General features: G+C 49.0%; 27 protein-coding genes, 1 pseudogene and 1 riboswitch. Of the genes and pseudogenes, 6 read left to right on the top strand and 22 right to left on the bottom strand.

The window, feature by feature from the left end; translation table 11 throughout:
* Positions 1 to 21 precede the first annotated feature (21 nt).
* Positions 22 to 1,233, bottom strand: coding sequence for an NAD(P)/FAD-dependent oxidoreductase (locus AYO36_RS02665; protein ID WP_029342410.1), 1,212 nt, complete (start codon positions 1,231 to 1,233; stop codon positions 22 to 24).
* Between the two features lie 243 nt (positions 1,234 to 1,476).
* Here AYO36_RS02665 and AYO36_RS02660 point away from each other — a divergent pair, with 243 nt between their 5' ends.
* Entirely contained in the window at positions 1,477 to 2,475 is a 999-nt protein-coding gene (locus tag AYO36_RS02660) for an NAD(P)/FAD-dependent oxidoreductase (RefSeq protein ID WP_023469135.1), read from the top strand.
* Between the two features lie 242 nt (positions 2,476 to 2,717).
* Here AYO36_RS02660 and AYO36_RS16630 read toward each other — a convergent pair.
* From AYO36_RS16630 to AYO36_RS02640, 5 genes and pseudogenes are all read right to left on the bottom strand, one after another.
* Positions 2,718 to 2,969, bottom strand: a pseudogene (locus tag AYO36_RS16630) (GNAT family N-acetyltransferase); the annotation flags it as partial.
* A gap of 30 nt (positions 2,970 to 2,999) precedes the next feature.
* Positions 3,000 to 3,209 (bottom strand): GNAT family N-acetyltransferase, encoded by a 210-nt coding sequence (locus AYO36_RS16625; RefSeq protein WP_082874153.1) that lies wholly within the window; start codon positions 3,207 to 3,209, stop codon positions 3,000 to 3,002.
* The gene (locus AYO36_RS02650; RefSeq protein ID WP_058264692.1) at positions 3,206 to 3,709 is read right to left on the bottom strand and encodes a GNAT family N-acetyltransferase; all 504 of its coding nucleotides are present in this window, start codon (positions 3,707 to 3,709) and stop codon (positions 3,206 to 3,208) included. The genes AYO36_RS16625 and AYO36_RS02650 overlap by 4 nt, the downstream gene beginning before the upstream one ends.
* Positions 3,706 to 4,572: an NAD-dependent epimerase/dehydratase family protein gene (locus tag AYO36_RS02645; RefSeq protein ID WP_058264691.1), complete on the bottom strand. Its 867-nt coding sequence runs from the start codon at positions 4,570 to 4,572 to the stop codon at positions 3,706 to 3,708. The genes AYO36_RS02650 and AYO36_RS02645 overlap by 4 nt, the downstream gene beginning before the upstream one ends.
* A gap of 118 nt (positions 4,573 to 4,690) precedes the next feature.
* Positions 4,691 to 5,041 (bottom strand): HesB/IscA family protein, encoded by a 351-nt coding sequence (locus AYO36_RS02640; protein ID WP_064299462.1) that lies wholly within the window; start codon positions 5,039 to 5,041, stop codon positions 4,691 to 4,693.
* 111 nt (positions 5,042 to 5,152) lie between these two features.
* Positions 5,153 to 5,295, top strand: a riboswitch (FMN riboswitch).
* Between the two features lie 155 nt (positions 5,296 to 5,450).
* Between AYO36_RS02640 and AYO36_RS02635 the strand changes: the two genes are divergently transcribed.
* Positions 5,451 to 6,017 (top strand): ECF transporter S component, encoded by a 567-nt coding sequence (locus tag AYO36_RS02635; RefSeq protein ID WP_029342415.1) that lies wholly within the window; start codon positions 5,451 to 5,453, stop codon positions 6,015 to 6,017.
* 76 nt (positions 6,018 to 6,093) lie between these two features.
* Here the strand turns inward: AYO36_RS02635 and AYO36_RS02630 are convergent, their stop codons facing one another.
* On the bottom strand, positions 6,094 to 6,327 hold the full coding sequence (locus AYO36_RS02630; protein WP_023469141.1) for a YuzB family protein: 234 nt from the start codon (positions 6,325 to 6,327) through the stop codon (positions 6,094 to 6,096).
* A gap of 92 nt (positions 6,328 to 6,419) precedes the next feature.
* On the opposite strand from AYO36_RS02630, the gene AYO36_RS02625 reads away from it, so the two are divergent.
* The gene (locus AYO36_RS02625) at positions 6,420 to 7,472 is read left to right on the top strand and encodes an NAD(P)/FAD-dependent oxidoreductase (protein WP_023469142.1); all 1,053 of its coding nucleotides are present in this window, start codon (positions 6,420 to 6,422) and stop codon (positions 7,470 to 7,472) included.
* Between the two features lie 40 nt (positions 7,473 to 7,512).
* Here the strand turns inward: AYO36_RS02625 and AYO36_RS02620 are convergent, their stop codons facing one another.
* A complete protein-coding gene (locus AYO36_RS02620) occupies positions 7,513 to 7,809 on the bottom strand; it encodes a DUF1462 family protein (RefSeq protein ID WP_064299461.1) in 297 nt (98 codons plus the stop codon).
* Between the two features lie 109 nt (positions 7,810 to 7,918).
* Between AYO36_RS02620 and AYO36_RS02615 the strand changes: the two genes are divergently transcribed.
* On the top strand, positions 7,919 to 8,146 hold the full coding sequence (locus AYO36_RS02615) for a NifU family protein (RefSeq protein ID WP_012371190.1): 228 nt from the start codon (positions 7,919 to 7,921) through the stop codon (positions 8,144 to 8,146).
* 42 nt (positions 8,147 to 8,188) lie between these two features.
* On the opposite strand, the gene AYO36_RS02610 is transcribed toward AYO36_RS02615, so the two are convergent.
* Complete coding sequence (locus AYO36_RS02610) at positions 8,189 to 8,953, bottom strand: TIGR01457 family HAD-type hydrolase (RefSeq protein ID WP_064299460.1); 765 nt, start codon at positions 8,951 to 8,953, stop codon at positions 8,189 to 8,191.
* Between the two features lie 6 nt (positions 8,954 to 8,959).
* Positions 8,960 to 9,403 carry a DUF86 domain-containing protein gene (locus tag AYO36_RS02605; RefSeq protein WP_023469145.1) on the bottom strand — a complete coding sequence of 148 codons (444 nt, stop codon included), beginning with the start codon at positions 9,401 to 9,403 and terminating at the stop codon, positions 8,960 to 8,962.
* A 151-nt stretch (positions 9,404 to 9,554) separates the two neighbouring features.
* Between AYO36_RS02605 and glpX the strand changes: the two genes are divergently transcribed.
* Together glpX and AYO36_RS02595 are read left to right on the top strand one after the other, a co-directional pair.
* Positions 9,555 to 10,535 carry a class II fructose-bisphosphatase gene (glpX, locus tag AYO36_RS02600; RefSeq protein WP_029342420.1) on the top strand — a complete coding sequence of 327 codons (981 nt, stop codon included), beginning with the start codon at positions 9,555 to 9,557 and terminating at the stop codon, positions 10,533 to 10,535.
* Positions 10,536 to 10,570: 35 nt separating this feature from the next.
* Positions 10,571 to 10,846, top strand: coding sequence for a DUF3055 domain-containing protein (locus tag AYO36_RS02595; protein ID WP_023469147.1), 276 nt, complete (start codon positions 10,571 to 10,573; stop codon positions 10,844 to 10,846).
* Between the two features lie 33 nt (positions 10,847 to 10,879).
* Here the strand turns inward: AYO36_RS02595 and AYO36_RS02590 are convergent, their stop codons facing one another.
* The 12 genes from AYO36_RS02590 to sufC form a co-directional block, all read right to left on the bottom strand.
* Positions 10,880 to 11,326, bottom strand: a complete 447-nt coding sequence (locus AYO36_RS02590; RefSeq protein WP_064299459.1) for a general stress protein — start codon at positions 11,324 to 11,326, stop codon at positions 10,880 to 10,882.
* An 85-nt stretch (positions 11,327 to 11,411) separates the two neighbouring features.
* Positions 11,412 to 11,789: a YutD family protein gene (locus AYO36_RS02585; RefSeq protein WP_029342423.1), complete on the bottom strand. Its 378-nt coding sequence runs from the start codon at positions 11,787 to 11,789 to the stop codon at positions 11,412 to 11,414.
* Positions 11,790 to 11,883: 94 nt separating this feature from the next.
* Entirely contained in the window at positions 11,884 to 12,783 is a 900-nt protein-coding gene (lipA, locus tag AYO36_RS02580; RefSeq protein ID WP_023469150.1) for a lipoyl synthase, read from the bottom strand.
* Between the two features lie 62 nt (positions 12,784 to 12,845).
* Complete coding sequence (locus AYO36_RS02575; RefSeq protein ID WP_064299458.1) at positions 12,846 to 14,147, bottom strand: bifunctional metallophosphatase/5'-nucleotidase; 1,302 nt, start codon at positions 14,145 to 14,147, stop codon at positions 12,846 to 12,848.
* A gap of 21 nt (positions 14,148 to 14,168) precedes the next feature.
* Positions 14,169 to 15,011, bottom strand: coding sequence for a DUF72 domain-containing protein (locus AYO36_RS02570; protein ID WP_064299457.1), 843 nt, complete (start codon positions 15,009 to 15,011; stop codon positions 14,169 to 14,171).
* 167 nt (positions 15,012 to 15,178) lie between these two features.
* Positions 15,179 to 16,252, bottom strand: a complete 1,074-nt coding sequence (locus tag AYO36_RS02565; protein ID WP_064299456.1) for an acyltransferase — start codon at positions 16,250 to 16,252, stop codon at positions 15,179 to 15,181.
* 146 nt (positions 16,253 to 16,398) lie between these two features.
* On the bottom strand, positions 16,399 to 16,950 hold the full coding sequence (locus tag AYO36_RS02560) for a dihydrofolate reductase family protein (protein ID WP_064299455.1): 552 nt from the start codon (positions 16,948 to 16,950) through the stop codon (positions 16,399 to 16,401).
* Between the two features lie 85 nt (positions 16,951 to 17,035).
* Entirely contained in the window at positions 17,036 to 18,433 is a 1,398-nt protein-coding gene (sufB, locus tag AYO36_RS02555; RefSeq protein WP_023469154.1) for a Fe-S cluster assembly protein SufB, read from the bottom strand.
* Between the two features lie 36 nt (positions 18,434 to 18,469).
* Positions 18,470 to 18,904: a Fe-S cluster assembly sulfur transfer protein SufU gene (gene sufU, locus AYO36_RS02550; protein WP_023469155.1), complete on the bottom strand. Its 435-nt coding sequence runs from the start codon at positions 18,902 to 18,904 to the stop codon at positions 18,470 to 18,472.
* Complete coding sequence (locus AYO36_RS02545) at positions 18,894 to 20,117, bottom strand: cysteine desulfurase (RefSeq protein ID WP_035396382.1); 1,224 nt, start codon at positions 20,115 to 20,117, stop codon at positions 18,894 to 18,896. Before AYO36_RS02545 ends, sufU begins: the two co-directional genes overlap by 11 nt.
* Before the next feature lies 1 nt (position 20,118).
* Positions 20,119 to 21,396: a Fe-S cluster assembly protein SufD gene (gene sufD, locus AYO36_RS02540; protein ID WP_064299454.1), complete on the bottom strand. Its 1,278-nt coding sequence runs from the start codon at positions 21,394 to 21,396 to the stop codon at positions 20,119 to 20,121.
* Positions 21,397 to 21,414: 18 nt separating this feature from the next.
* Positions 21,415 to 22,200 carry a Fe-S cluster assembly ATPase SufC gene (sufC, locus tag AYO36_RS02535; RefSeq protein ID WP_023469158.1) on the bottom strand — a complete coding sequence of 262 codons (786 nt, stop codon included), beginning with the start codon at positions 22,198 to 22,200 and terminating at the stop codon, positions 21,415 to 21,417.
* Positions 22,201 to 22,220 lie beyond the last annotated feature (20 nt).

The raw sequence follows: 22,220 nt of genomic DNA, 5'->3' as shown, positions 1-22,220 counted from the left end.
ACATTTGCCTAAAACGTGAACTTAGAACTTCCCTTTTTTGATCGCAAGACCAAGTTTTTTCAGTTCGAAGAAGTGTTTGTTGTCGATGACTTTTTTCATGAACGATGCGTTACGACCGTAAATCTTCTTACCAAAGACCATGCCGATGCCGTCTTTATGACCAAGCGAAGCGACCGTTCCTTTGTTCTCGTACGTGAACGTCGATGTTTGACGGCCCGCGATGAGTGCTGCGATGTTCTCAGCGACTTTGTGTGCTTGTTGTGTCGCGATTTGTGCAGTCGGTGGGTACGGACGGTTCGAACTTGGGTCCATGACTGCTGAACAGTCACCGATCATGAAGACATTGTCGTGTCCTGGAACACGGAGATCTTCTTCAACGACGACACGGTTACGCATCGCTTCGAAACCAGATGCTGCAACGACAGGGTTACCGCTGACGCCACCAGTCCAGATGATCGTGTTCGCTTCGATCGTCTCAGTCGTGTCGCCTTGAAGCGGACCGAATGTGACGCTTCCTGGTCCACATTCCTTGATGCCGTTACCGAGTTTGAACTCGATGCCTTGGCGCTCAAGCCATTTGTGTGCATAGTTGACGAGATCTGCATCGAATCCTGGAAGGACTGTCGGTGCTGCCTCGATGTTGACGACACGAACGAGTTCGCGTGGAATGTCATATTGTTTGCACAGTTCTGGAATACGGTTGACGAGCTCACCCATGAACTCGATTCCTGTGAATCCAGCACCACCAACAACGATCGTCAAGAGTGAACGATCTTGTGATCCTGTTGTTTTGTACTGTGCGAATGAGTAATCGATATGTTCCTTGATTTTACGGACGCTGTTCAACGAGCTGATCGTCAGCGCGTGTTCCTTCAATCCTTTGATACCGAATGTTTCAGGAACGCCACCGAGAGCAACGACGACGTAATCGTAAGGAACTGTTCCGCCATCTTGTAAGAGAACCGTTTTAGCAGCCGTGTCGACTTTCTCAACGATACCTTTGACAAGTTTGACGCGTGACGGGTTGATGACATCATTGATGTAGATGCGCGCTTGCTCCGCAGACATCGTACCGGCAGCTGGTTCATGCAACCAAGTTGTTTGGTAATGATAGTCGTGTTTGTTAATCAACGTGATGTTCGCTTGATCGACGCCGAGTTTCTTTTGAAGGTTGACTGCTGTGATCAATCCACCGTAGCCCGCTCCAAGAATAACAATGTTAGGTGTGTTCATGTTCTGATACTCCTTACGAATCGTAGTTTTGTTGTGATTTTCTTCACATTCAATTACAGACGAATGCTCAAAAATTTTGTTCAAATAATGTTCACATGTCTATAAGCCTATTGAAACACTTTTCAGGAATGATTGCAAAAGAAAAATGTAATTTCCCTTAAAAAAATGTGAGATGTTCCGTACTTGCACCTTCACCCCCTACTTCCTATATAATGGACCTATCCAACGCTAGGAGGGAATCAGATGCACCAACCATATGATGTCACGATCATCGGCGGCGGTCCGGTCGGACTGTTCACCGCGTTTTATTCAGGAATGCGCCAGATGAAGACGAAGGTCATCGAGAGTCTACCTCAATTAGGTGGTCAACTCGCTACTCTTTATCCTGAAAAATATATATACGATATTGCCGGTTTTCCGAAAGTAAAAGCACAGGAACTGGTCGATCGGTTGCTTGAACAAGCAAATGAATTCGATCCGACATACGTGCTCGGTGAGACAGTCATCGCTTACGAACGGATGGATGACGGAATCATCCGCCTCGTCACGAATAAAGGCGAGCATTATACGAAGACCGTCATCTTGACGGCAGGAAACGGCTCGTTCGCCGCGCGTCCACTCGGAGTGGCAGATGCAGAACGCTTCGAAGAAACAAACTTACACTATTTCGTCAACGACATGGAACGCTTCAAGGATCGCCAAGTCGTCTTACTGGGTGGCGGTGACTCTGCCGTTGACTGGTCATTGATGCTTGAGCCGATTGCAAAATCCGTCACGCTCGTCCACCGTCGTGATAAGTTCCGTGCACATGAACATTCGGTCGAACTGTTACACGATTCGTCCGTCAACGTCATGACGCCGTATACACTTGAATCGGTCACAGGTGAGACGCACATCGAGACGCTGACGTTCAAACATGCTGAAAGTGGTGAAGTCGTCGTCGTCGCTGCGGACGATGTCGTCTGTAACTTCGGCTTCGTCTCGTCACTCGGACCGCTCAAAGAATGGGAAGTCGAATTCGAACGCAATTCGATTCGTGTCAATTCGAAGATGGAGACTGCGATTCCAGGCGTCTTCGCTTGTGGTGATATCGCGACTTACGAAGGACGCGTCAAACTGATCGCAACGGGCTTCGGTGAAGCACCAATCGCCGTTAACCAAGCGAAACTTCTCGTTGATCCATCTGCTCGTCATCCGCAACACTCGACGAGTCTGTTCGAAAAAGTGACGAATCATTCTTGAGATAACTGAATGGCTGTAAACAAATAAGAGGTCGAATTCCGGATGACATACCGGAGTCCGACCTCTTATTTAGATGGAATCATATCGAGGACGTGACCAAACATCTTCGACTCCTACAGGAAAAGGAAGCACGATGTGTGCTTCCGTCAGGGATAGGTAAGACCCGACAGATCACATGGAATGGGAACTGGCGCGGCTTACCTCCCGCCTGAGGAGAGCGAAGATGTTGAAAACGTCCGATTTCATATAGATGATCTTTTAACAGGTATCCGGTAAACCCGTTGCACGAGTTCGACCCCACCTCGCTCAATCATCGATTCTTCGAAGACCTGACCACCGAATCGCTCGTAAAACTGGCACGCCGGATTATCCCGCAAGACAGAAACCTGCATCGTCTCATATTCCGCCAAGTCCTCAGCGATGCGTTGAAACAACGCTTTACCGAGTCCTCGTCCTTGCGACGCTTGCAAGACATAAATCGCATACAACTCCCCTTCACGCGCATCACTTCGATTCGCTCCACCTTACGCAAAGCCAACGACTTCTTCTCCTGAGACGGCAACATACACGCGTTGATCAACTAATGTCTGTTCCCATTGTTTCGTCCGTTTTTCGTGCGATAACTGCACTAAATAAGTGTCCGGAATAATACCTTGATACGTCTCCCGCCAGGCATCAATATGAACGCGGGCGATGGCTGACGCATCTTCAAGACGTGCTTCACGAATCCTCATAACGGGATGATGAAGCGACGTGTCTCGCGCCCATTACGAACAGTCGGCTCGATTTCTTGTCCACCGTTCGCCAAGATGACACGGCGAGATGCTAGATTATCAACGCCACACGTCAACAGCACTTGATCGAGTCCACGTTGCCGTGCTTCTTCTAGCGCTAAACGGAGCCCGGTCGTCGCATATCCTTTCTGACGCTCAGATGGTCGGATGCCGTATCCGATGTGTCCGCCGTACAACTTCAAGTTCTCCGTCAAGTCATGCCGGAAGTTCAGCGCACCGACGATTCGTTGCCCGTCGACCATCCAGTACGTCGAATGGGTGACAAGACCCGGTCTGACTGTCGTCTCCATTTCCTTCAGTTCCGCAAAATAAGCGCCCAGTGGTTCATATGTGTCTCCGACTGCTTCCGGCACGATCGTTTCGCCCGACTCTCGCCAGTCTTCTAAAAAGGCGCGATACTCTGTCTCCCACGCAAGAGTTGGTTTTATCAACTGCATCATTGGTGATTGCGCACCTCCTCTTCAATCAAACGATCGAGCCAGTCATCGACATGTTGGAACAGATAGCCGGCTTGTTTCGCAGCTGTCGTATCCATATAGAAATCGCGTTCTGGCGCAAGCGGGGATTCATCTTCTCCTTTTGCAACGAGTTGACTCGTCGTTCCCGCAACGCGGTCGATCTTATCCACTAGGTCTTGAATTGATAAGACACCGTCACTTGCAGCGTTGATTGGTCCGGTCAGTTCCGAACGACCACACCACTCCAGAAAGGCAGCGGCTTCGTAACTTGAGATATACCCCATCTTCGCGTACGTGTTTTCAGCAACGATCGGACGACCGTCAAGCGCCCGCTTGATATGAAAAACGAGTCGCTCCGTATAGTCATCTGGTCCGAGGACGACCGGAAAACGGACCGCAACGACTGGGAACGTCGCCCGTTGGAAGAAATAACTCTCCGCTTGGCGTTTCCCTTCGCCATATCCATGTTCCTTCTCAAGCTCATATTTCCCGGGAAACGGATTGTAGGCACGCTCCGTGATATTCGCACCACCGTCTTCATAGACAGACATCGTCGACGTCAACACGTAGCGCCCGACTTTCCCTTCAAACGCGTCAATCGCAAGCTTGGCTTGATACGGCGTGAAGCAAATGTTGTCATAGATGACATCCCAGTGCTGTTGGCTTAAGTCCTTCATCGTACTACTTGACGTCCGGTCTCCTTTGAAAAATGTCAAGCCCTTCGCGACTGGTGGCGTATGCTCGCCGCGTGTGACGATTGTCACGTCATCCCCCGAATCGGCTAAGCGAATTGCAAGCCGGCGTCCGAAATAGCGCGTTCCCCCGAAGATCAATACTTTTCTCATCCTGAAGCCCTCCCTGTTCGTAGTAGCATTCACTCTCTTAATATTTCGAGTCAACGGGACAGGTCTCCTGTATGCGGATAATAAAAAAAATCGTGGACGATGTCCACGATTGGATTCATTAACAGCCACCCGGTGTCCCGGAATTCGTTGCCGTCCGGAACGAAGTCCCGCAACCGCATGTTGCGATGGCATTCGGATTCGTGATTGTGAATCCGCCACCGAGCATCGACTGTTTATAATCGATTTCCAGTCCTTTGACGACCGGATAATCTTTTTCGTCCACGATGACGGTCACGCCGTGCTGTTCGAAAACGAGATCCGTTTCTTTCTGTTGGTCGAATCCCATTCCGTACGACAGACCACTACATCCACCACCTTGGACGAGCATCCGAAGATTCCGTTCATCTGCTGGTGCCTGCGCCATCATGTCCTGGACTTGTAGCGCTGCTGCCTCCGTTAAATGGATCATGTCATCACCTTCCTTTTCTTTAGTATACGCAACTTCTGAGCGAATCGAAACCTAGTTGCTTGAAACTATCTTGAATTCGTTGTATAAATGGTATGTACAACAAAATAATCGTTCCATCTTCAGGGCAGGGTGAAATTCCCGACCGGCGGTAAACAACTCTTTTTGAGTTGAAGCCCGCGAGCGAATAGGGCGCTATTTGCTGATTCTGTGTAATTCAGGAGCCGACAGTACAGTCTGGATGGGAGAAGATGGCGGCATGAGTTTGAATTTGATCGATTTTTGCAATAATCGATTAGGTTTATTTAATGCGGACTTCTCCCCTGTTGATCTCATCAATAGGGGTTTCTTTATGGACGCAGTCATGCCAATACTTCATCGAGAGGAACGAGCAAAAGGAGACAATACTCGTATGAAACGCACACAAAAAATGGTCACTCTGTCAATGTTAGGTTCAATCTCATTTGTTCTTATGCTTATCAATTTCCCACTACCGTTCTTACCGAACTATCTGAAGATTGACTTCAGTGATGTTCCTGCTCTCGTCGCAGCGATCATGTTCTCACCGGTCGCAGGTGTCATCGTCGAAGCACTGAAGAACGTGCTATACTACATCTTCCGCGGAAGTGGTGTTCCGGTCGGAGAATTCGCGAACTTCGCTGCTGGCGTCGCATTCGTGCTTCCTGTCAGCTGGTTCTACCATAAAAAGAAATCAACACAAGGTCTCGCAACCGGTCTCGTCGCTGGTACGATCACGATGGCACTCGGTCTTGCGATTCTCAACTATATCTTGATCCTTCCAGCGTATGCATGGTTCCTCGGTATGGACTACATGGCGGATCCAGCTGTCAAATGGACAGCGATCACAGCCGGTATCTTACCGTTTAACGTCATCAAGGCGTTGTTCATCTCGGCACTCTTCATTCCGTTGTTCTTGAAACTACGACCATGGATGATGCGCCGTCAACAATCTGCCTGATCCGAAAAGCTGCGCCCGCTGACGGACACGAATCCCCTCGTTCAGACGAACGAGGGGATTTTTTGGCTGTCCGTGCTCACAGCTCATTTTCTTCGATTTTCAGGTAAATCTTTTCGAGTAACTCTTCCGGTGTCTCGCCTACGACGGTCTCACCATCAACGAGACAAAAATGATCAAGCGAACAAATGCCGCAATAGCCGAGGCAACCGTATTCGACGACGTCGACGTTCGGGTCACGTTCGAGTTGCTCCATGACGACCTGTGTACCAGCCGCTAAGTTACTGATACAAAATTCAATAATCGGATTCACTTTTTTTCCTCCTTCAAGCAGGAAACGACCTGCCTCATGTCGTATTATACAAGGTCAGACTGATTTAGGGGAACTAAGGGGGATTTTACGTTATGAAGCAATTGGTCGTACTCGGCGGAGGATATGGTGGAATGCGGATTTGTGAGCGATTCAAGGACGAGGAAGTTGCCGTCACGCTCGTCGACCGTCTACCGTACCACGCACTCAAAACGGAATATTACGCACTCGCAGCAGGTACATTATCAGATCGGGATGTCCGGATTGAATTTCCGGAGGGGAAACATCTTACTTATAAATATGGACATGTCATTAAAATTTCACCAGAGACGAATACGGTCCACCTGCAGGACGGATCAGAATTATTCTATGATGACTTGATCATCGCCCTCGGTTGCGAGGATAAATACCACAACATTCCGGGTGCTCAAGAGTTTACATACAGCATCCAGACACTTGAAGAATCTCGAAAGACACAACAAGCGATCTGTGGTCTGTCACCGGGGTCCGTCGTCTCGATCGTCGGTGCTGGTCTATCCGGTGTCGAACTCGCCAGTGAACTGCATGAAAGCCGGAAGGATTTAACGATTCGTTTGTTCGACCGCGGTCCATCCGTCTTGTCATTCTTATCCGACAAAGTCTCATCTTACGTCCAGGAATGGTTCGAGGAGCATGACGTGGAAGTCATCAACAATTCGAACGTCACGCTCGTCACAGCGGACGACGTGCGTAACGGCGACGATACGTACCCGTCGGACTTGACGATTTGGACGGCAGGTACGCAACCGGTCAAAGTCGTTCGTGATCTCGGCTTTGCTGCAGACAGTGGTGGTCGGATCAAATTGACGGCACATCACCACGTACCAGAATACGATAACGTCTTCGTCATCGGCGATTGTGCCAGCTTGCCTTATGCGCCAAGCGGTCAACTCGCAGAACATCAGGCAGAACAAGTCGTCGACGTCTTGCAAGCGAAATGGCAAGGGAAGAAATTGCCGAAACTGCCAGAAATCAAACTACGCGGGATGCTCGGATCGCTCGGAAAATCAGACGGTTTCGGGATCGTCATGGGCAAGCAAGCGCTGACGGGGAAAGTCCCACGTCTCTTGAAGTCCGGTGTCTTATGGAAACACAAAAAGATTAAATGAGCAAAAGAGGTGTCCCGATCTTGGGATACCTCTTTTTCATTCATCCCGTCTGACTTAACTTTGCATCAATCGCCGCCGTGATCGTCTTCAGCTTGACGTACCCCTCGTCAATCATCTCATCATCAAGCACGATCAATGGATAAAAATAGACATCCTCTTTTAAGGCTTCCGTCCATTGATCCGCTGTCGCTGTCTCGAAATCGACATAGCGTAGCGTCATTTCTTGCTCATATTTTCGCCCGAGGACGGCTTGGAGCCAACTGAACGTCTCTTCCGAGCTGGGTGCCCCGACACAACTCGGACAAGTGACCGCTGTCCCGTAAACCGTGATTTCCATCTTGAAGTCCCCCTTTTCAATTCTCTCCTCTTTAGTATACAAGTTTTCCAGATTGAGAACATTTTTCAACCCTGTTACAATGAAACTATACGAAAGGATGTGTTTACGCATGGAAATGTTTGATCAAGTGAATGAAGTTCTTGAAAAATTGCGTCCGTTCCTTCTTCGTGATGGAGGAGACGTTGAACTCGTAGATGTAGAAGACGGAATCGTAAAACTCCGTTTGATGGGAGCTTGTGGTAGCTGCCCAAGTTCAACGATCACATTGAAGGCCGGTATCGAGCGTGCCCTTCTTGAAGAAGTCGCTGGCGTCGTTGAAGTCGAACAAGTCTTCTAATACATGAAATCCCGAACGAATTCTCGTTCGGGATTTTTTGATTCATAGAATCCATTCGGCTAACGTATCGACCATATATGTCGGTTGACGATCCTGACCTTGAATGAAGACGGGTGTATGGACGCCAGAATTGACGTGCATCGTCCGGATGCCTCCATTGATTCCGAATAGGATATCCGTATGGTAGTTATCCCCGACCATGATGACGTCTTCTTTTGACAGACCAATCATCTCCGTTGCGATATCGACCATGACCGGTTCCGGTTTACCGATGAAGAACGGTTCCTTCTCCGTCGTCACGCGCAGGACGGACGTCAAGGCACCGTTTCCTGGTAAGAATCCACGTTCTGTCGGAATGGCGATGTCTCCGTTCGTCGAGATGAAACGAGCACCGGCACGAATCGCGAGAGCACCGACAGCGAGTTTTTCATATGTGATCTGACGGTCAAGACCGATGACGACGTAATCTGCCGCTTCGGTTGCGACGACGTCTAACCCTTCCCGTTCAAGCGCATCAATCAGTCCTGTCTCACCGATGGCATAGACGCGCGCTTTCGGTGATAAATCAGCGATATAACGACCAGTCGCCATCGCACTCGTCAAGACGTGTTTCGCATCGGAATGAACACCCATCCCGCGTAATTTCTCCGCCACGGCTTCTGCCGTCATCGACGCATTATTCGTCACGAACAAATACGGAATGCCTTCTGCTTGCAGACGATTGACGAACTCGACCGCTTCTTTTACCGGTTCCGTTCCGTTATACATCGTTCCATCTAAATCAAATAAATAGCCTTTTGCCTTCATCCTGACTCACTCCTCGTTTGGTAAAAATGCAGACACCGGTCCGAGTTCTGTCTCGATATACCGGCGAATCGCTTCCGGGAAACGACGTAGTTCTGCTTCCTCTGTCTCAAGTACCGCCCGAATCTCCGCCATACTCGACTGTGTGAATGACCGGACGATCAACGTACGTAACGCAACGAGCTTCTTCAGACTCGTCGCGAGCGGTCCATCGATGACCTTCTCATCTTCTAAAATGAGAATGATATCTTCATAACTTCCCGGATCCCGCATGATGAATCCATCAATCATACTGTTTCCGATGTCGATGACACTTTCGATGACTAAAAAACCGATCCGTTCCATAGCCAGTGCCGTCGTCACCGGATCCCCCGTAACTTCCTTACTTTGTCGAAGTGCCGTCTCATAACAGACGACCGTCTCTTCGATTTTTTGACGATTGACGAAATACATCTTCATTCCCCCTCACATCCTCCATTTTATCGTTATCCGGCAATCCTGAAAAGCAGAAAGGTCATTTGCATCACATTCCCCAATGTGTTATCCTCAATTTAGATTTTTGCTGAAAATAGTATGTCACATTGGTGACGTGGAGGTTATATACATGGAACGGGAACTCGCACTGGAAATCGTACGCGCTACGGAAGCAGCAGCATTAGCTTCTGCTCAATGGATTGGTCGCGGTAAGAAAAATGAAGCGGATGATGCAGCAACGACTGCGATGCGCGAAGTCTTGAACACGGTCAACATGAACGGAACGGTCGTCATCGGTGAAGGTGAGCTCGACGAAGCACCAATGCTCTTCATCGGCGAACGTGTCGGAACAGCAAACGGTCCAATCGTTGACATCGCCGTCGACCCGCTTGAAGGTACGAACATCGTTGCCAAAGGTCTCGGTAATGCAATGGTCGTCATCGCCGTCGCCGATCAAGGTGCCCTGCTCCACGCACCGGATATGTATATGGATAAATTAACAGTTGGACCAAACTTAAAAGGGCACGTCTCGCTCGACGATCCACTTGAAGTCATCATTGAAAAAGCAGCTCAATACAACAACAAACGGATTGAGGACGTCACGGTCATCATGCAGGATCGCCCGCGTCACGATCACTTCCGCGAAGCCGCGATGCGGATGGGCGCACGGGTTCGTCTATTTGAAGACGGCGATGTCTCAGCTGGAATCGCACCACTCTCTCCTGCGACAGGAATCGATATCTTCATCGGAACAGGTGGTGCTCCTGAAGGTGTCATCACGGCTGCTGCCGTCAAAGCGATGGGCGGCGACATGCAGGCACGTTTACATCCGATGAACGAAGAAGAAACCGCTCGTGTCATCCGGATGGGGCTTGAAGATCCGCTTCAACTCTTGACGCTTGATGACCTCATCAAAAGCGACGATTGTATCTTTGCTGCGACCGGCGTCACGACGGGCGAAATGCTCGACGGCGTGAAGTTCTTGACGGATGATATCGTTGAGACGACATCCCTTGTCATGCGTTCAAAGACACGGACGATTCGAAAAGTCATCGCCGAGCATAGCTTATCGCGTAAACCATACTTGCAAAAAGTCCCCCAAACCCTTTAATCTGAAACAGATGTTAGGGAAATGAGGGAAGCTGAATGATGGAAGAACGTGATTTTTTATATGATGATGTCGAACAAACGAAGACACGCTTCGTCAGTTGGATTGGAGAAGCCAGTCGGTTTGATCTCGCCATCACCCACTCAGAGCATTTTTACGGTAAGATTCTCGTCTTGAATCTCTTATCGAATCGCTATGCGATCATCGGTGCGGATGATTTTGATGAACCTGGCTATATCGCGACGGCGTTTGACGTCGAAGACGATGCAGCAACGGAACTCGAGATGTATCTTCGCGCTTATATCGGTCTATGAAAAAAGCCTTCGTCCGCGGACGAAGGCTTTTTCTTATAAGAGACGATCGTTTCGCTCATTTAGTGTATTTGGTCCGCTGAAGACGTTCGTGTTGTCTGACTCGTCATGGGCACGGCGTTCTGAATGCTGATCCGCTTCATCACCGACGAGTAATACGAATTGACCACTTTCGACCGCATGATTCGCACGATCGACGTCTTCCTTCGTCAAGCCACTTCCGTGGATGGCGTCTCCATGAGAGACCGTATCATCCTTTTTGAAGATGCTTTTGATTTCCTGCCAAAGATTACGATGATCTTCCTGCGACAGACGCGTAGACGTCTGTTGGTTGTTCAGATCCGCCAATTCCTCGATTTGTTCGAGATCGTATTTATCGTGCGCTAAGACTTTTAAATCAGTCGAGACGACACCGGCAACACGGAGATCGTGCACGGCACTGACGACTTCTGGTACGGATGAGTAAATTCCAACGATTCGCATGGATAGTTCCCCCTATAGGTACATGATACTTATAGTAATAGCCGAATTCCGTCCACTAGAAACGCTTTTCTGTATGACAGTTTAATTACTCGCCTTCCGTCTTCTCTGGTGCAGGTGCGAACTTCCGTTTCAACTTCAACGTATTGGATGAAGAACCGTCGAAGCGAGGTGGTGCTTCTTCTCCTTCTACCAATCCGATCTTCTTGACGATGAAGTAGGCACATCCGAAGTTACAGTATTCGTAGAGATAATCCGCCACATGCGAAATCTTCGTATCGAATGTCGCTTTCTCGTGTTGATCCTCATAGAAGCCACGTAGCCGTAATTGACCGTGCCCCCAGTCCCCCACGATATAATCATATTTCTCAAGGACGTCGCTAAAACGACCGATGAAGGCTTCCTCATTAAAACCTTCGCGCTTCTCTTCGACGACCTCATAACGTTCCCGATTGACTTGTATCATTATTCCCACCTCCTGCTGTTCTTATCATAGCATATTCCATTTCGCCTGGCAGACGAAAAACCGTCCGAGCAACTGCTCGAACGGTTTTTGATCATTAGTCGATCGGAAGTGCTGTTTTATTCTTTTTCGCTGCGTTGACTTGCTCATCCGCGTGATACGACGAACGAACGAGTGGACCTGCCTCACAGTGCGAGAACCCTTTGCTGAGGGCGATCTGCTTCAGTTCAGCAAACTCTTGCGGTGTATAGTATTTGATGACGTCGAGGTGTTTTTTCGTCGGTTGGAGATACTGACCGATCGTCATGATGTCGACGTTATTTGCGCGAAGATCATCCATCGTTTCAAGAATCTCTTCCCATGTCTCACCAAGACCAAGCATCAAGCTCGACTTCGTTGGAATTTCAGGTGCGAGTTCCTTCGAACGACGAAGGAATTCAAGCGTCCGGTCGTAAGTGGCTTTCGCACGAACGGTCGGCGTCAGACGGCGGACCGTCTCGATGTTGTGGTTCATGATGTCTGGTTGTGCATCGATCAGCGTTTTCAACGCTTCAAAGTTCCCGCCCATATCTGAAGGCAAGACTTCGATTGATGTCTCTGGGTTCATCCGACGCACTTCACGGACAGTTTCAGCGTAAACGCCTGCTCCGAAATCATTCAGATCGTCACGAGCAACCGCTGTGATGACCGCGTGCTTCAGGTTCATCAAACGAACGGATTCCGCGACACGTTTTGGTTCTTCGAGATCGAGTTCGTTTGGACGTCCTGTCGTCACGGCGCAAAAACGGCACGCACGTGTACAGATACTTCCGAGAATCATGAACGTCGCCGTCCGGCGTACCGCCCAACACTCGTGGATATTCGGACACTTTGCTTCCTCACAGACAGTATGTAGCTTTTTCTCGCGCATCATACTTTTTAATTCTGTGTAGGTTTCATTCGTATTCAGCTTGATTTTCAACCATTCCGGTTTACGTTGGATTTCTCCGCGTCCCATGGTTTCGCTTCCCCCTTCATCCCCAAAAAGTCAATTAATGTCTGCTTTAGTATAACAAACAATCAGGGTTTGCGAACATGCAATTCATTATATTCCGACTTCTCCGATAAGCGTTCGAACAATAAATCCCGTAACAATTCCGGCATGAAATATTCTTTTGGCATTTCTTTGATCGCTGGGAAGAGTGGACCGAATGTGAACATATCCGGCAAGACGACCGTATAGTTTCGCGTTGGCTCAAGCGGTTGATGTTCCGCCAAACCAGCATAATGCATCCGCCCCATCAACTTACCACGGAAACCGAGACCACGAACCTTTAGTTGTTCGAACTGATCTGTTTTGACTTCGTCGAGGAAAGTTTGGACTTCCACTCCGGTCATCGTCACTTTACAGGGATTGATCGGGTGCGGGCAGAGTCGATGTAAATCAAAGGCAGAGACAGGACCTGGTGGAAGTGACCCAAGCAGAATGCCTGCCGGGACACAAGCGATATCCGCATCACACCAGTCGCGCATCGTCTCGACAAGCAATTGTGAGAATGGCGACTCGCTGAACCAGTCATTGGCTAGACCCGATGTCTCGCCAATCGGCTCCTTCATCTGTTGTTCCGCAAGATACTGTTCCCGGTCGAGCAATTTTGCCGTCGCTTCATCCTCGGCGTAATCGTGCAAGGAGTGAAGGACCGCTTCCTTCTCACCCGTATCCGTATTCATGTAGATCTCACCTGCATATTGTCCATGTTTTCCCGCTTGCGTGATCAAGACACCGTTCTTGACGACGCCGTCATCAAGGACATGGTGCGTATGCGCACCGATGATCAAATCAAGTTCCGGAAACCGCATCGCCAGTTCTTCGTCTTGATAGAATCCAAGATGACTTAAACAAATCAAGACGTCAACTTCTTGACGCAACCGCTCGATTTCACGCGCTGCGACGTCAAACGGTTCTTCGATCGTCCAACCAAGTAAACCGTATAGTTCAATATACGGTGCCGTCAGACCAAAGACGCCGACTTTGCCGGTCGGTAATTCGTGAATGACCCCTTGTTTGGTAAAAGGCGCTTCTAAATTCGAGACGAGGACCGGAAAGTCCGCTTCCGTGTAGAGATTCGCTAACCAGTCATGCGGAAACGTGATGCCTTCATTGTTCCCGATCGTCACTGCGGTCGGCATCAACGCATTCAGTAGATGCGTATTGATCTTTCCTTTTGTTGCTTCCGTCGCTGGATCCACACGGTCAGCATGATCGCCGAGATCAAAAACGAGCGAATCGTACGTCCGGTGTTCCTTGACGAAGGACATGTAGCGAGGCCACATATCGAAGTGTGAGTGCAAATCATTATAGTGAATGATGTGTAACTTCATGCAGAAGCCCCCCTTGATGATTTAGAACAAAGAGATTTGTCGCGGCGCGAGTTCATAGTCGAGATCGAGAATCTCGATTAATCGTTTCGCATTCGGGGCAGCATCTCCTGCTGAGTTGTTATTGAAGAAAACATAGACATCTTTTGCTTCCGCTGCAACGTCGCGGACGTGACTTGCTAGCTCCTGTAGCTCGTCTTCCGAGTACCGATAGAGACAGCGGACTTTTCGCCAATCTTCGCTGCTTTGACCGGGTTTCTTTAACCAACCGGCTTTATTTCGTCCGTGGAGGCGGATGAATGCGGTCTCCTGCGTCACGACCGGTACGAATGGTACGGAACCATCTTCCGTCTGCGGTTCGTCACAAATCGTATGAATGAACTGATGTTCCTTCAGAAAACGGAGCGTCCGCTCACGATAAGCTTCCGAATACCACGATGGATTTCGGAACTCGATCGCGACCGGCAGTCCGGCAAGTGATTTTCGAATCGTTTGCAAATATTCCAAGTGCATTTTGCTGACATCGAACCAGGGCGGCAACTGCACGAGGATCGCCGCAATCTTTCCACTCTTTCGCATCGGTTCGATCGACGCGATATATTGTTCAAAAATCGGTCCGAGCGGATCTTTGTTATCCCGGTCGTGCCCACTCATCGCCCGGTGAACCTTGACGATGAAGCGAAACCCGTCCGGCGTCTCGGATGTCCATTTCTCATAGTTTCGTTCCGGTTGAATCGCATAGAATGTCGAGTCGACCTCGACCGCTGGAAAATGACCGGCATAGGCAGCCAGTTTCTCTTTACGATCTTGCGGGGTCAAGTAGAGACTATCATGATCTCCCCAGCCCGTGACACCGATATATATCATGCTCTCTTCCCCCTCGTATGTTCTATTCTACCTATTCATCATAGCATAGCAGAATCCGGGATTTCTTCTTCGATGCTTCCTAAGCAAACACTCTTTTTTCAGAAAAAAGACATCCCTCTCCTCCCTACTCATGCAGGAAGGAAAAGGATGCCTAGTCACCGTTCTCATCATGAAGCAGTAGACTGTGCCTCGACGATTTTCGGAGCAGGAGCTCTTCGTTTTGGAACCGGAACGATATAGTTTCCGTACGGCAATAGACTGATCACATAAGAGACAGAAATCGAAGCCGCAAGCGTGACGATCATCGCACAAATGAACATACTCGCAGAGTCGAAGTAAGCGAAGAGATCCGTTCGACCGATTCCGCGAATGACGAGCGGATGAATCAGGTAAATCCCCATCGAATGCGTTCCGATCGTCTGGAAGATGCGCATCGCTGTCGCATCCGTCTGGACACGGCGGAAGACGTAGTTCAAGACGACGAGGACGAACGGGATGTACACAAGGTTCGAAATGTTCGTCGACGTGTACGTCCGCTCTAGGTCGATACTGATCCAAATATCAAGGATGATCAATCCACTGATCAGCAATAAGATTGTCCGATGACGCTTTAGAATCTGTTGAATCTCTTCATAATAGACGGCATATGTAATCCCCATCATGAAATAGGCAATCCAATTGAGTAAGAAAGATCGGCTATTGACGAGTCGATCCAGAAACTCGATGTCTGTCGTTAAGTTTCCTGAAGTCAGCCAGAAGTAGTTGACGCCCATCGCCGCCACTGTCGCGACAAGCAGCAATGTTCCTTTCTTAAGTCGTGCAAGTACCGGAAATACGACATAAAACTGAAGTACCGTCAAAATGAAGTACAGATGGAAGTTTGCTGTTCCATAAAGGAAGTAATCCGATAGCGGCATACCTGGTTTTAAACTATCTTCTACATGATAACGATACACGAGGTAGATCGTGCTCCAAATCAGGTAAGGAATAAAGATTTTAGAGAAACGTGACTTGACGAATGTTCCGAAATCGAATCCTTTGCGCTGGACCATCGACATCAACAGAAACGCACTGATGATGGCAAAGATCGGCGTACCAATCCGAGAAAATTGATCGATGTAACCAATCGCTTCATTTTCGAATTCCCCTTTCGAGTGATACAAACCGGCGATGACATGGACAGCGACGACCATGATTGCCGCAATCGATCGAATGACAGGAATTTCTTGATAAAATTTCATTTTTTCACACCTTAATCATGTTTATATATTTTTTCACAAAAGTTATTATAATCTATTTTCGTCCAAATTAAATGATAATATCCAAATTTTATCGGATGTAACGAAAAAGAATCCCTTTTGAAATAAGAGACTCTTTTTTGTGAAGACTAGATTTTTTCATAAGATAACGCGATACATCCGGAAGCAAAGACGCGTGTTTCGACTAACCGTAGCGTCTGTGGTTGATCAAATACCGGAAACATCCGTTTTCCACCACCGAGCAGAACGGGGTAGATCACGACATGATAGCGATCGACGAGTCCAAGCTCAATTGCTTCAGAAGCAAGCGTCGCCCCACCGATCGCAATCTGTTTTCCAGGCAATGCTTTTAGTGCTTGAAGTTCCTCGGTAAGTGACTTGGTCGCTAGACGCGCATTTCTTGTGACGGAATCAAGCGTCCGCGAGAAGACGACCTTCTCAAGCGATTGCCAGGTTTTCGCATACTCAACGACAATCGGCTCGTCTTCCTGATCCGCTGTCTCCCAGTATTGCATCATCTCGTACAAACGGCGTCCGTAGACATGGGTATCGAACGCTTTCTCGTAGTCATTGAAATACTGATGTAATTCCGCATCCGGTGAAGCGAAATCGATCCTTCCTGACGCATCCTCGATGTAACCGTCAAGCGAGACTTGAAAGGAATAGACGATGTCACGCATAGTAACCCCTCCTTTTTCATTCTTTACCCGAATAACCATTTCATGAAAAAAACTCCCCCATCCGTAGATGAGAGAGTAAGACGAATTATCCGATTGAACCTTCCATCTCGAACTTGATGAGACGGTTCATTTCGACCGCATATTCCATTGGAAGTTCTTTTGTGAATGGCTCGATGAAGCCCATGACGATCATTTCCGTTGCTTCCTCTTGTGAGATCCCGCGGCTCATGAGGTAGAACAATTGCTCTTCCGAGACCTTCGAGACTTTCGCTTCGTGCTCGAGCGAAATGTTATCGTTGAGGATTTCGTTGTACGGAATCGTATCCGACGTCGATTGGTTATCCATGATGAGCGTATCACATTCGATGTTCGAACGTGCACCTGTCGCTTTACGTCCGAAGTGAACGATACCGCGGTACGTGACTTTACCACCGTGTTTTGAGATCGACTTCGAGACGATCGTCGACGACGTGTTCGGTGCTAAGTGAATCATCTTCGCACCCGCATCTTGGTGTTGACCTTTACCAGCGATTGCGATCGACAATGTCATACCACGTGAACCTTCACCTTTAAGGATGACGGCTGGGTATTTCATCGTCAGTTTCGAACCGATGTTACCATCGACCCATTCCATCGTTGCGCCAGCTTCACAGATCGCACGCTTCGTAACGAGGTTGTAGACGTTGTTCGCCCAGTTTTGGATCGTTGTATAACGGCAGTAAGCGTTTTTGTTGATGAAGATCTCAACGACCGCTGAGTGAAGCGAGTTCGTCGTGTAGACCGGTGCTGTACATCCTTCGACGTAGTGAACCGATGCTTCGTCATCAACGATGATCAACGTCCGCTCGAATTGACCCATGTTTTCCGAGTTGATCCGGAAGTAGGCTTGAAGCGGCGTGTCGACTTTAACGCCTTTTGGTACGTAGATGAACGATCCACCTGACCAGACCGCTGTGTTCAAAGCTGCGAACTTGTTGTCTGTTGGCGGGATCAATTTTCCGAAGTACTCACGGAAGATATCTTCGTTCTCTTTTAATGCTGTATCTGTATCTTTGAAGACAACACCGATTTCTTCGAGATCTTCCTTCATGTTGTGATAGACGACCTCTGACTCGTACTGAGCCGAGACACCTGCCAAGTATTTTTGCTCTGCTTCAGGGATACCGAGCTTATCAAACGTACGTTTGATTTCTTCCGGTACTTCATCCCACGATTTCTCTGCACGTTCAGACGGCTTGACGTAGTACGTGATGTCGTCGAAGTTCAATTCTGAGAGATCGCCACCCCACGCTGGCATTGCTTGTTCGTTGAAGATCTTGAGTGATTTCAAACGGAAATCAAGCATCCATTGTGGTTCTTCCTTCATTTTCGAGATCGTTTCGACGACTTCAGTCGTCAAGCCACGTCCAGAACGGAAGATCGAGATATCGCGATCGTGGAAACCATATTTATAATCGCCAATTTCCGGCATGTTCTTTGCCATGTTCATTTCCTCCTCTTACTTGCTTGTGACCGAAGTTTACTTCCCTTCTTCTACGCCGCGTTCGAGCGCCTTCCAGGCAAGTGTCGCACATTTGATCCGTGCCGGGAATTTCGTGACACCCGAGAGTGCCTCGACGTCCCCGAGGTCGAACGATTCGTCGTCATAGTCTTTTCCTTGGACCATGTCCGAAAAGATATCCGCGAGTCGTAAGGCTTCTTCGATAGTCTTACCTTTGACGAGTTGCGTCATCATTGAAGCAGACGCCATGCTGATCGAGCAGCCCTCCCCGTCAAATTTCGCATCACGGACGACATCGTCTTCAATCGCGAGCTGGAGACGAATCGTATCGCCGCACGTCGGATTGTTCATGTCGATCGTGACGCCCCCCTCGATCGCACCGCGATTTCGGGGAGTTTTATAGTGATCCATGATCACTTGACGATACAAGTGATCGAGATTGTTAAAATCCATGACTGAAATACTCCTTCGTTTGGCGAAGTCCTGTCACGAGTGCGTCAACCTCTTCTTTCGTGTTGTAGAGATAGAAGCTAGCGCGAGCCGTCGAGCTCGCTCCGAGCCAACGCATCAGGGGCTGTGCACAGTGGTGACCGGCGCGAACCGCGATTCCCTGCATATCAAGGACGGTTGCGACGTCATGTGCATGGACATCACCGAGATTGAACGTGACGAGTCCAACGCGTTCTTCCGGACCGTAAATCGTGAGTCCGTCGATGTCACGCATTTGTGCCATCGCGTACTGCGCGAGTTCACGTTCGTGTGCTTCGACGTTCTCTAAACCAATCTCTTCTAAGAAATCAATCGCTGCCGATAAACCAACGGCACCTGCGATGATTGGTGTACCCGCTTCGAAACGATATGGAGACGGTTTGAACGTCGACTCTTCAAGACCAACGTAATCAATCATCTCACCACCGAATTCAACCGGTTCCATCGCATTGAGTAATGCCTTTTTCCCGTAAAGAACACCAACGCCTGTCGGACCACACATCTTGTGTGCGGAGAAAGCGAGGAAGTCACAGTCGAGATCCGTGACATTAATCCGTTGGTGTGGTGCACTTTGCGCAGCATCGACGACCATGACGGCACCACGAGCGTGCGCAAGACGAGCGACTTCTTTGATCGGATTGATTGTACCGAGAACGTTCGAGACGTGTGCCATCGCGACGATCTTCGTCCGGTCAGACAGTTGTGCTTCGACCGCTTCGACCGTCACGCGACCATCCGCTGTCAAATCAACGTATTTCAACTTCGCTTTTTTGCGTTTAGCGACTTGTTGCCACGGAATGAGATTCGCATGGTGTTCGAGATATGTGACGACGATCTCGTCGCCTTCTTCGACATGCTCCATGCCGTAGCTAGACGCGACGATGTTGATTGCCGTCGTCGTGCCGCGGGTAAAGATAATTTCTTCATGGTGTTGCGCCTGGATGAAACGACGAACGTTCTCACGCGCACCTTCGTACGCATCCGTCGCTCGTGTTCCGAGCGTATGGACGCCACGGTGCACATTCGAATGAATCGTCTTATAGTAGTCGTCAATCGCATTGATGACGACGAGCGGCTTCTGCGAAGAGGCCGCACTATCGAGATAGACGAGTTTCCGGTCGTTGACCTGTTGGTCGAGGATCGGAAACTGATTGCGGATGGATGCATCGATTCCCATATTAGTTTACTTTCCCTTCGATGACTTGAACGAGACGTTCTTTCACCGAGTCAATCGCAAGTTCCGAGACGACTGGCTGGAGGAATCCGTGAACGACGAGGCGTTCTGCTTCCTTCCGTGAAAGGCCACGGCTCATCAAGTAGTAGAGTTGTAGTTCATCGACACGACCGACAGATGCCGCGTGTCCTGCCATGACGTCATCCTCATCGATCAAGAGGATTGGGTTCGCATCACCACGTGCCTTTTCAGACAACATGAGGACACGTTCCGTTTGAACGCCGTTTGATTTCGAAGCGCCGTGATGGATCATCGACGTTCCGTTGAAGATCGATGTTGCTGCGTCTTTTTGGACACCGTGGATCAAGATGAAACCTTCTGATCCTTTACCGAAGTGGTCCGTCCGGACGTTGAAGTTTTGTTTTTGCTCTCCACGACCGACCGTAACGGCTTTCGTATCTGAGAACGAATCGTTTCCGACGAGGTGTGTTTTTGTTTCTGTAACCGTATGACCGTCATTCATGTGACCGAGTGCCCATTCGAGCTTCGCGCCTTTTTTGACGACACCACGACGGTTCATATACGTGATGGCACCTTTTGATAGCGTGTCGACACCACCGAAGAGAACTTTTGCGTTGTCTTCAACGAAGACTTCTGTGACGACGTTGACGTTATGCGCTTCATCACCATAAGAGACGAAGTTTTCGATATACGTCAGTTCGCTGTCCGCATCTGCGACGATGATCGCGTGATGGTAAAGCGCTGCGCCTGATTGCTCAAGCGTGTAGATCGCTTGCATCGGTACAGAAAGCTTAACGCCTTTTGGTACATAAAGGAACGTACCGCCGTTACGAAGTGCTGCGTTTAATGCCGCAAGACGATCTTCGTTAACTTGAACACCTTCCGTCATGAAGTACTTCTCGACGAGTTCTGGGTGTTGTTTTAATGCGTCTTCGAGCGTCGTGAAGATGACGCCGTTCGCCGCTTCACTGTTTTGCGCGTGGACGAGTTGTCCGTTACGCGTGACGAGCATGTGATCACGGTTCTCGCCGATCAATGCTTCGATATCTGAAGAAAGACCAGTGACGGTTTCGAGTTCCGTCGTACCTTCTGTGAAGTTCCAGCCTTCGATCTTGATTTTTTCTACTTTTGGCAATGCGAGCGTTGGGGCAAGATCAAGCGCGTCTTGACGCTTTGCGACCATCCAAGATGGTTCCCCTAAGCGAGTCGCACGTTCTGCCACTGCCTCGCGATTTACTGCAAGATTCAGTTCTACAGTCATCATGCTTCCTCCCTCGTCTTACGCTTTTGTTTCGATTTCGACGTCTTCGATGCCGAGTTCTTTTTTAACCCAGTCATAACCTTCTGCTTCGAGACGGTGTGCGAGTTCTTTACCACCAGACATGACGATTTTTCCGCCCATCATGATGTGGATGAAGTCTGGCTCGATATAGTTCAAGAGACGTTGGTAGTGCGTGATGATCAAGCAGCCGAATTCAGGTGAACGCATTTCGTTGACACCTTTTGCGACGACTTTCAATGCATCGATATCAAGACCTGAATCGATTTCATCAAGAATCGCGATCGCTGGTTTAAGCATCATCATCTGAAGAATTTCGTTACGTTTCTTTTCTCCACCAGAGAAACCTTCGTTGAGGTAGCGGTGTGCCATTTCTGAAGGCATCTCGAGAAGACCCATTTGTGAATCAAGCTCACGGATGAACTTCATGAGTGAGATTTCATCGCCTTCTTCACGACGCGAGTTGATCGCTGAACGAAGGAAGTCTGAGTTCGTGACACCACTGATTTCGCTTGGGTACTGCATTGCGAGGAACATACCCGCTTGTGCGCGCTCATCGACTTCCATGTCGAGGACGTCTTCGCCGTCGAGTGTGACTGAACCAGATGTCACTTCGTACGATGGGTGACCCATCAATGCTGATGCGAGTGTTGATTTACCTGTCCCGTTTGGTCCCATGACCGCGTGGATTTCCCCGCCTTTGATTTCCAAGTTGACGCCTTTCAAGATTTCCTTGCCGTCGATCGCGACGTGTAGATCTTCAATCTTCAAGTGTGAAGCCTTCATGTTAGAATCCCTCCATCTAT

Source organism: Exiguobacterium sp. KKBO11 (assembly GCF_001644945.1).
Lineage (GTDB): Bacteria > Bacillota > Bacilli > Exiguobacteriales > Exiguobacteriaceae > Exiguobacterium_A > Exiguobacterium_A abrahamii.
Note: the sequence above shows the minus strand (reverse complement) of the source record. Positions and strands in the feature narration are given on the sequence as shown.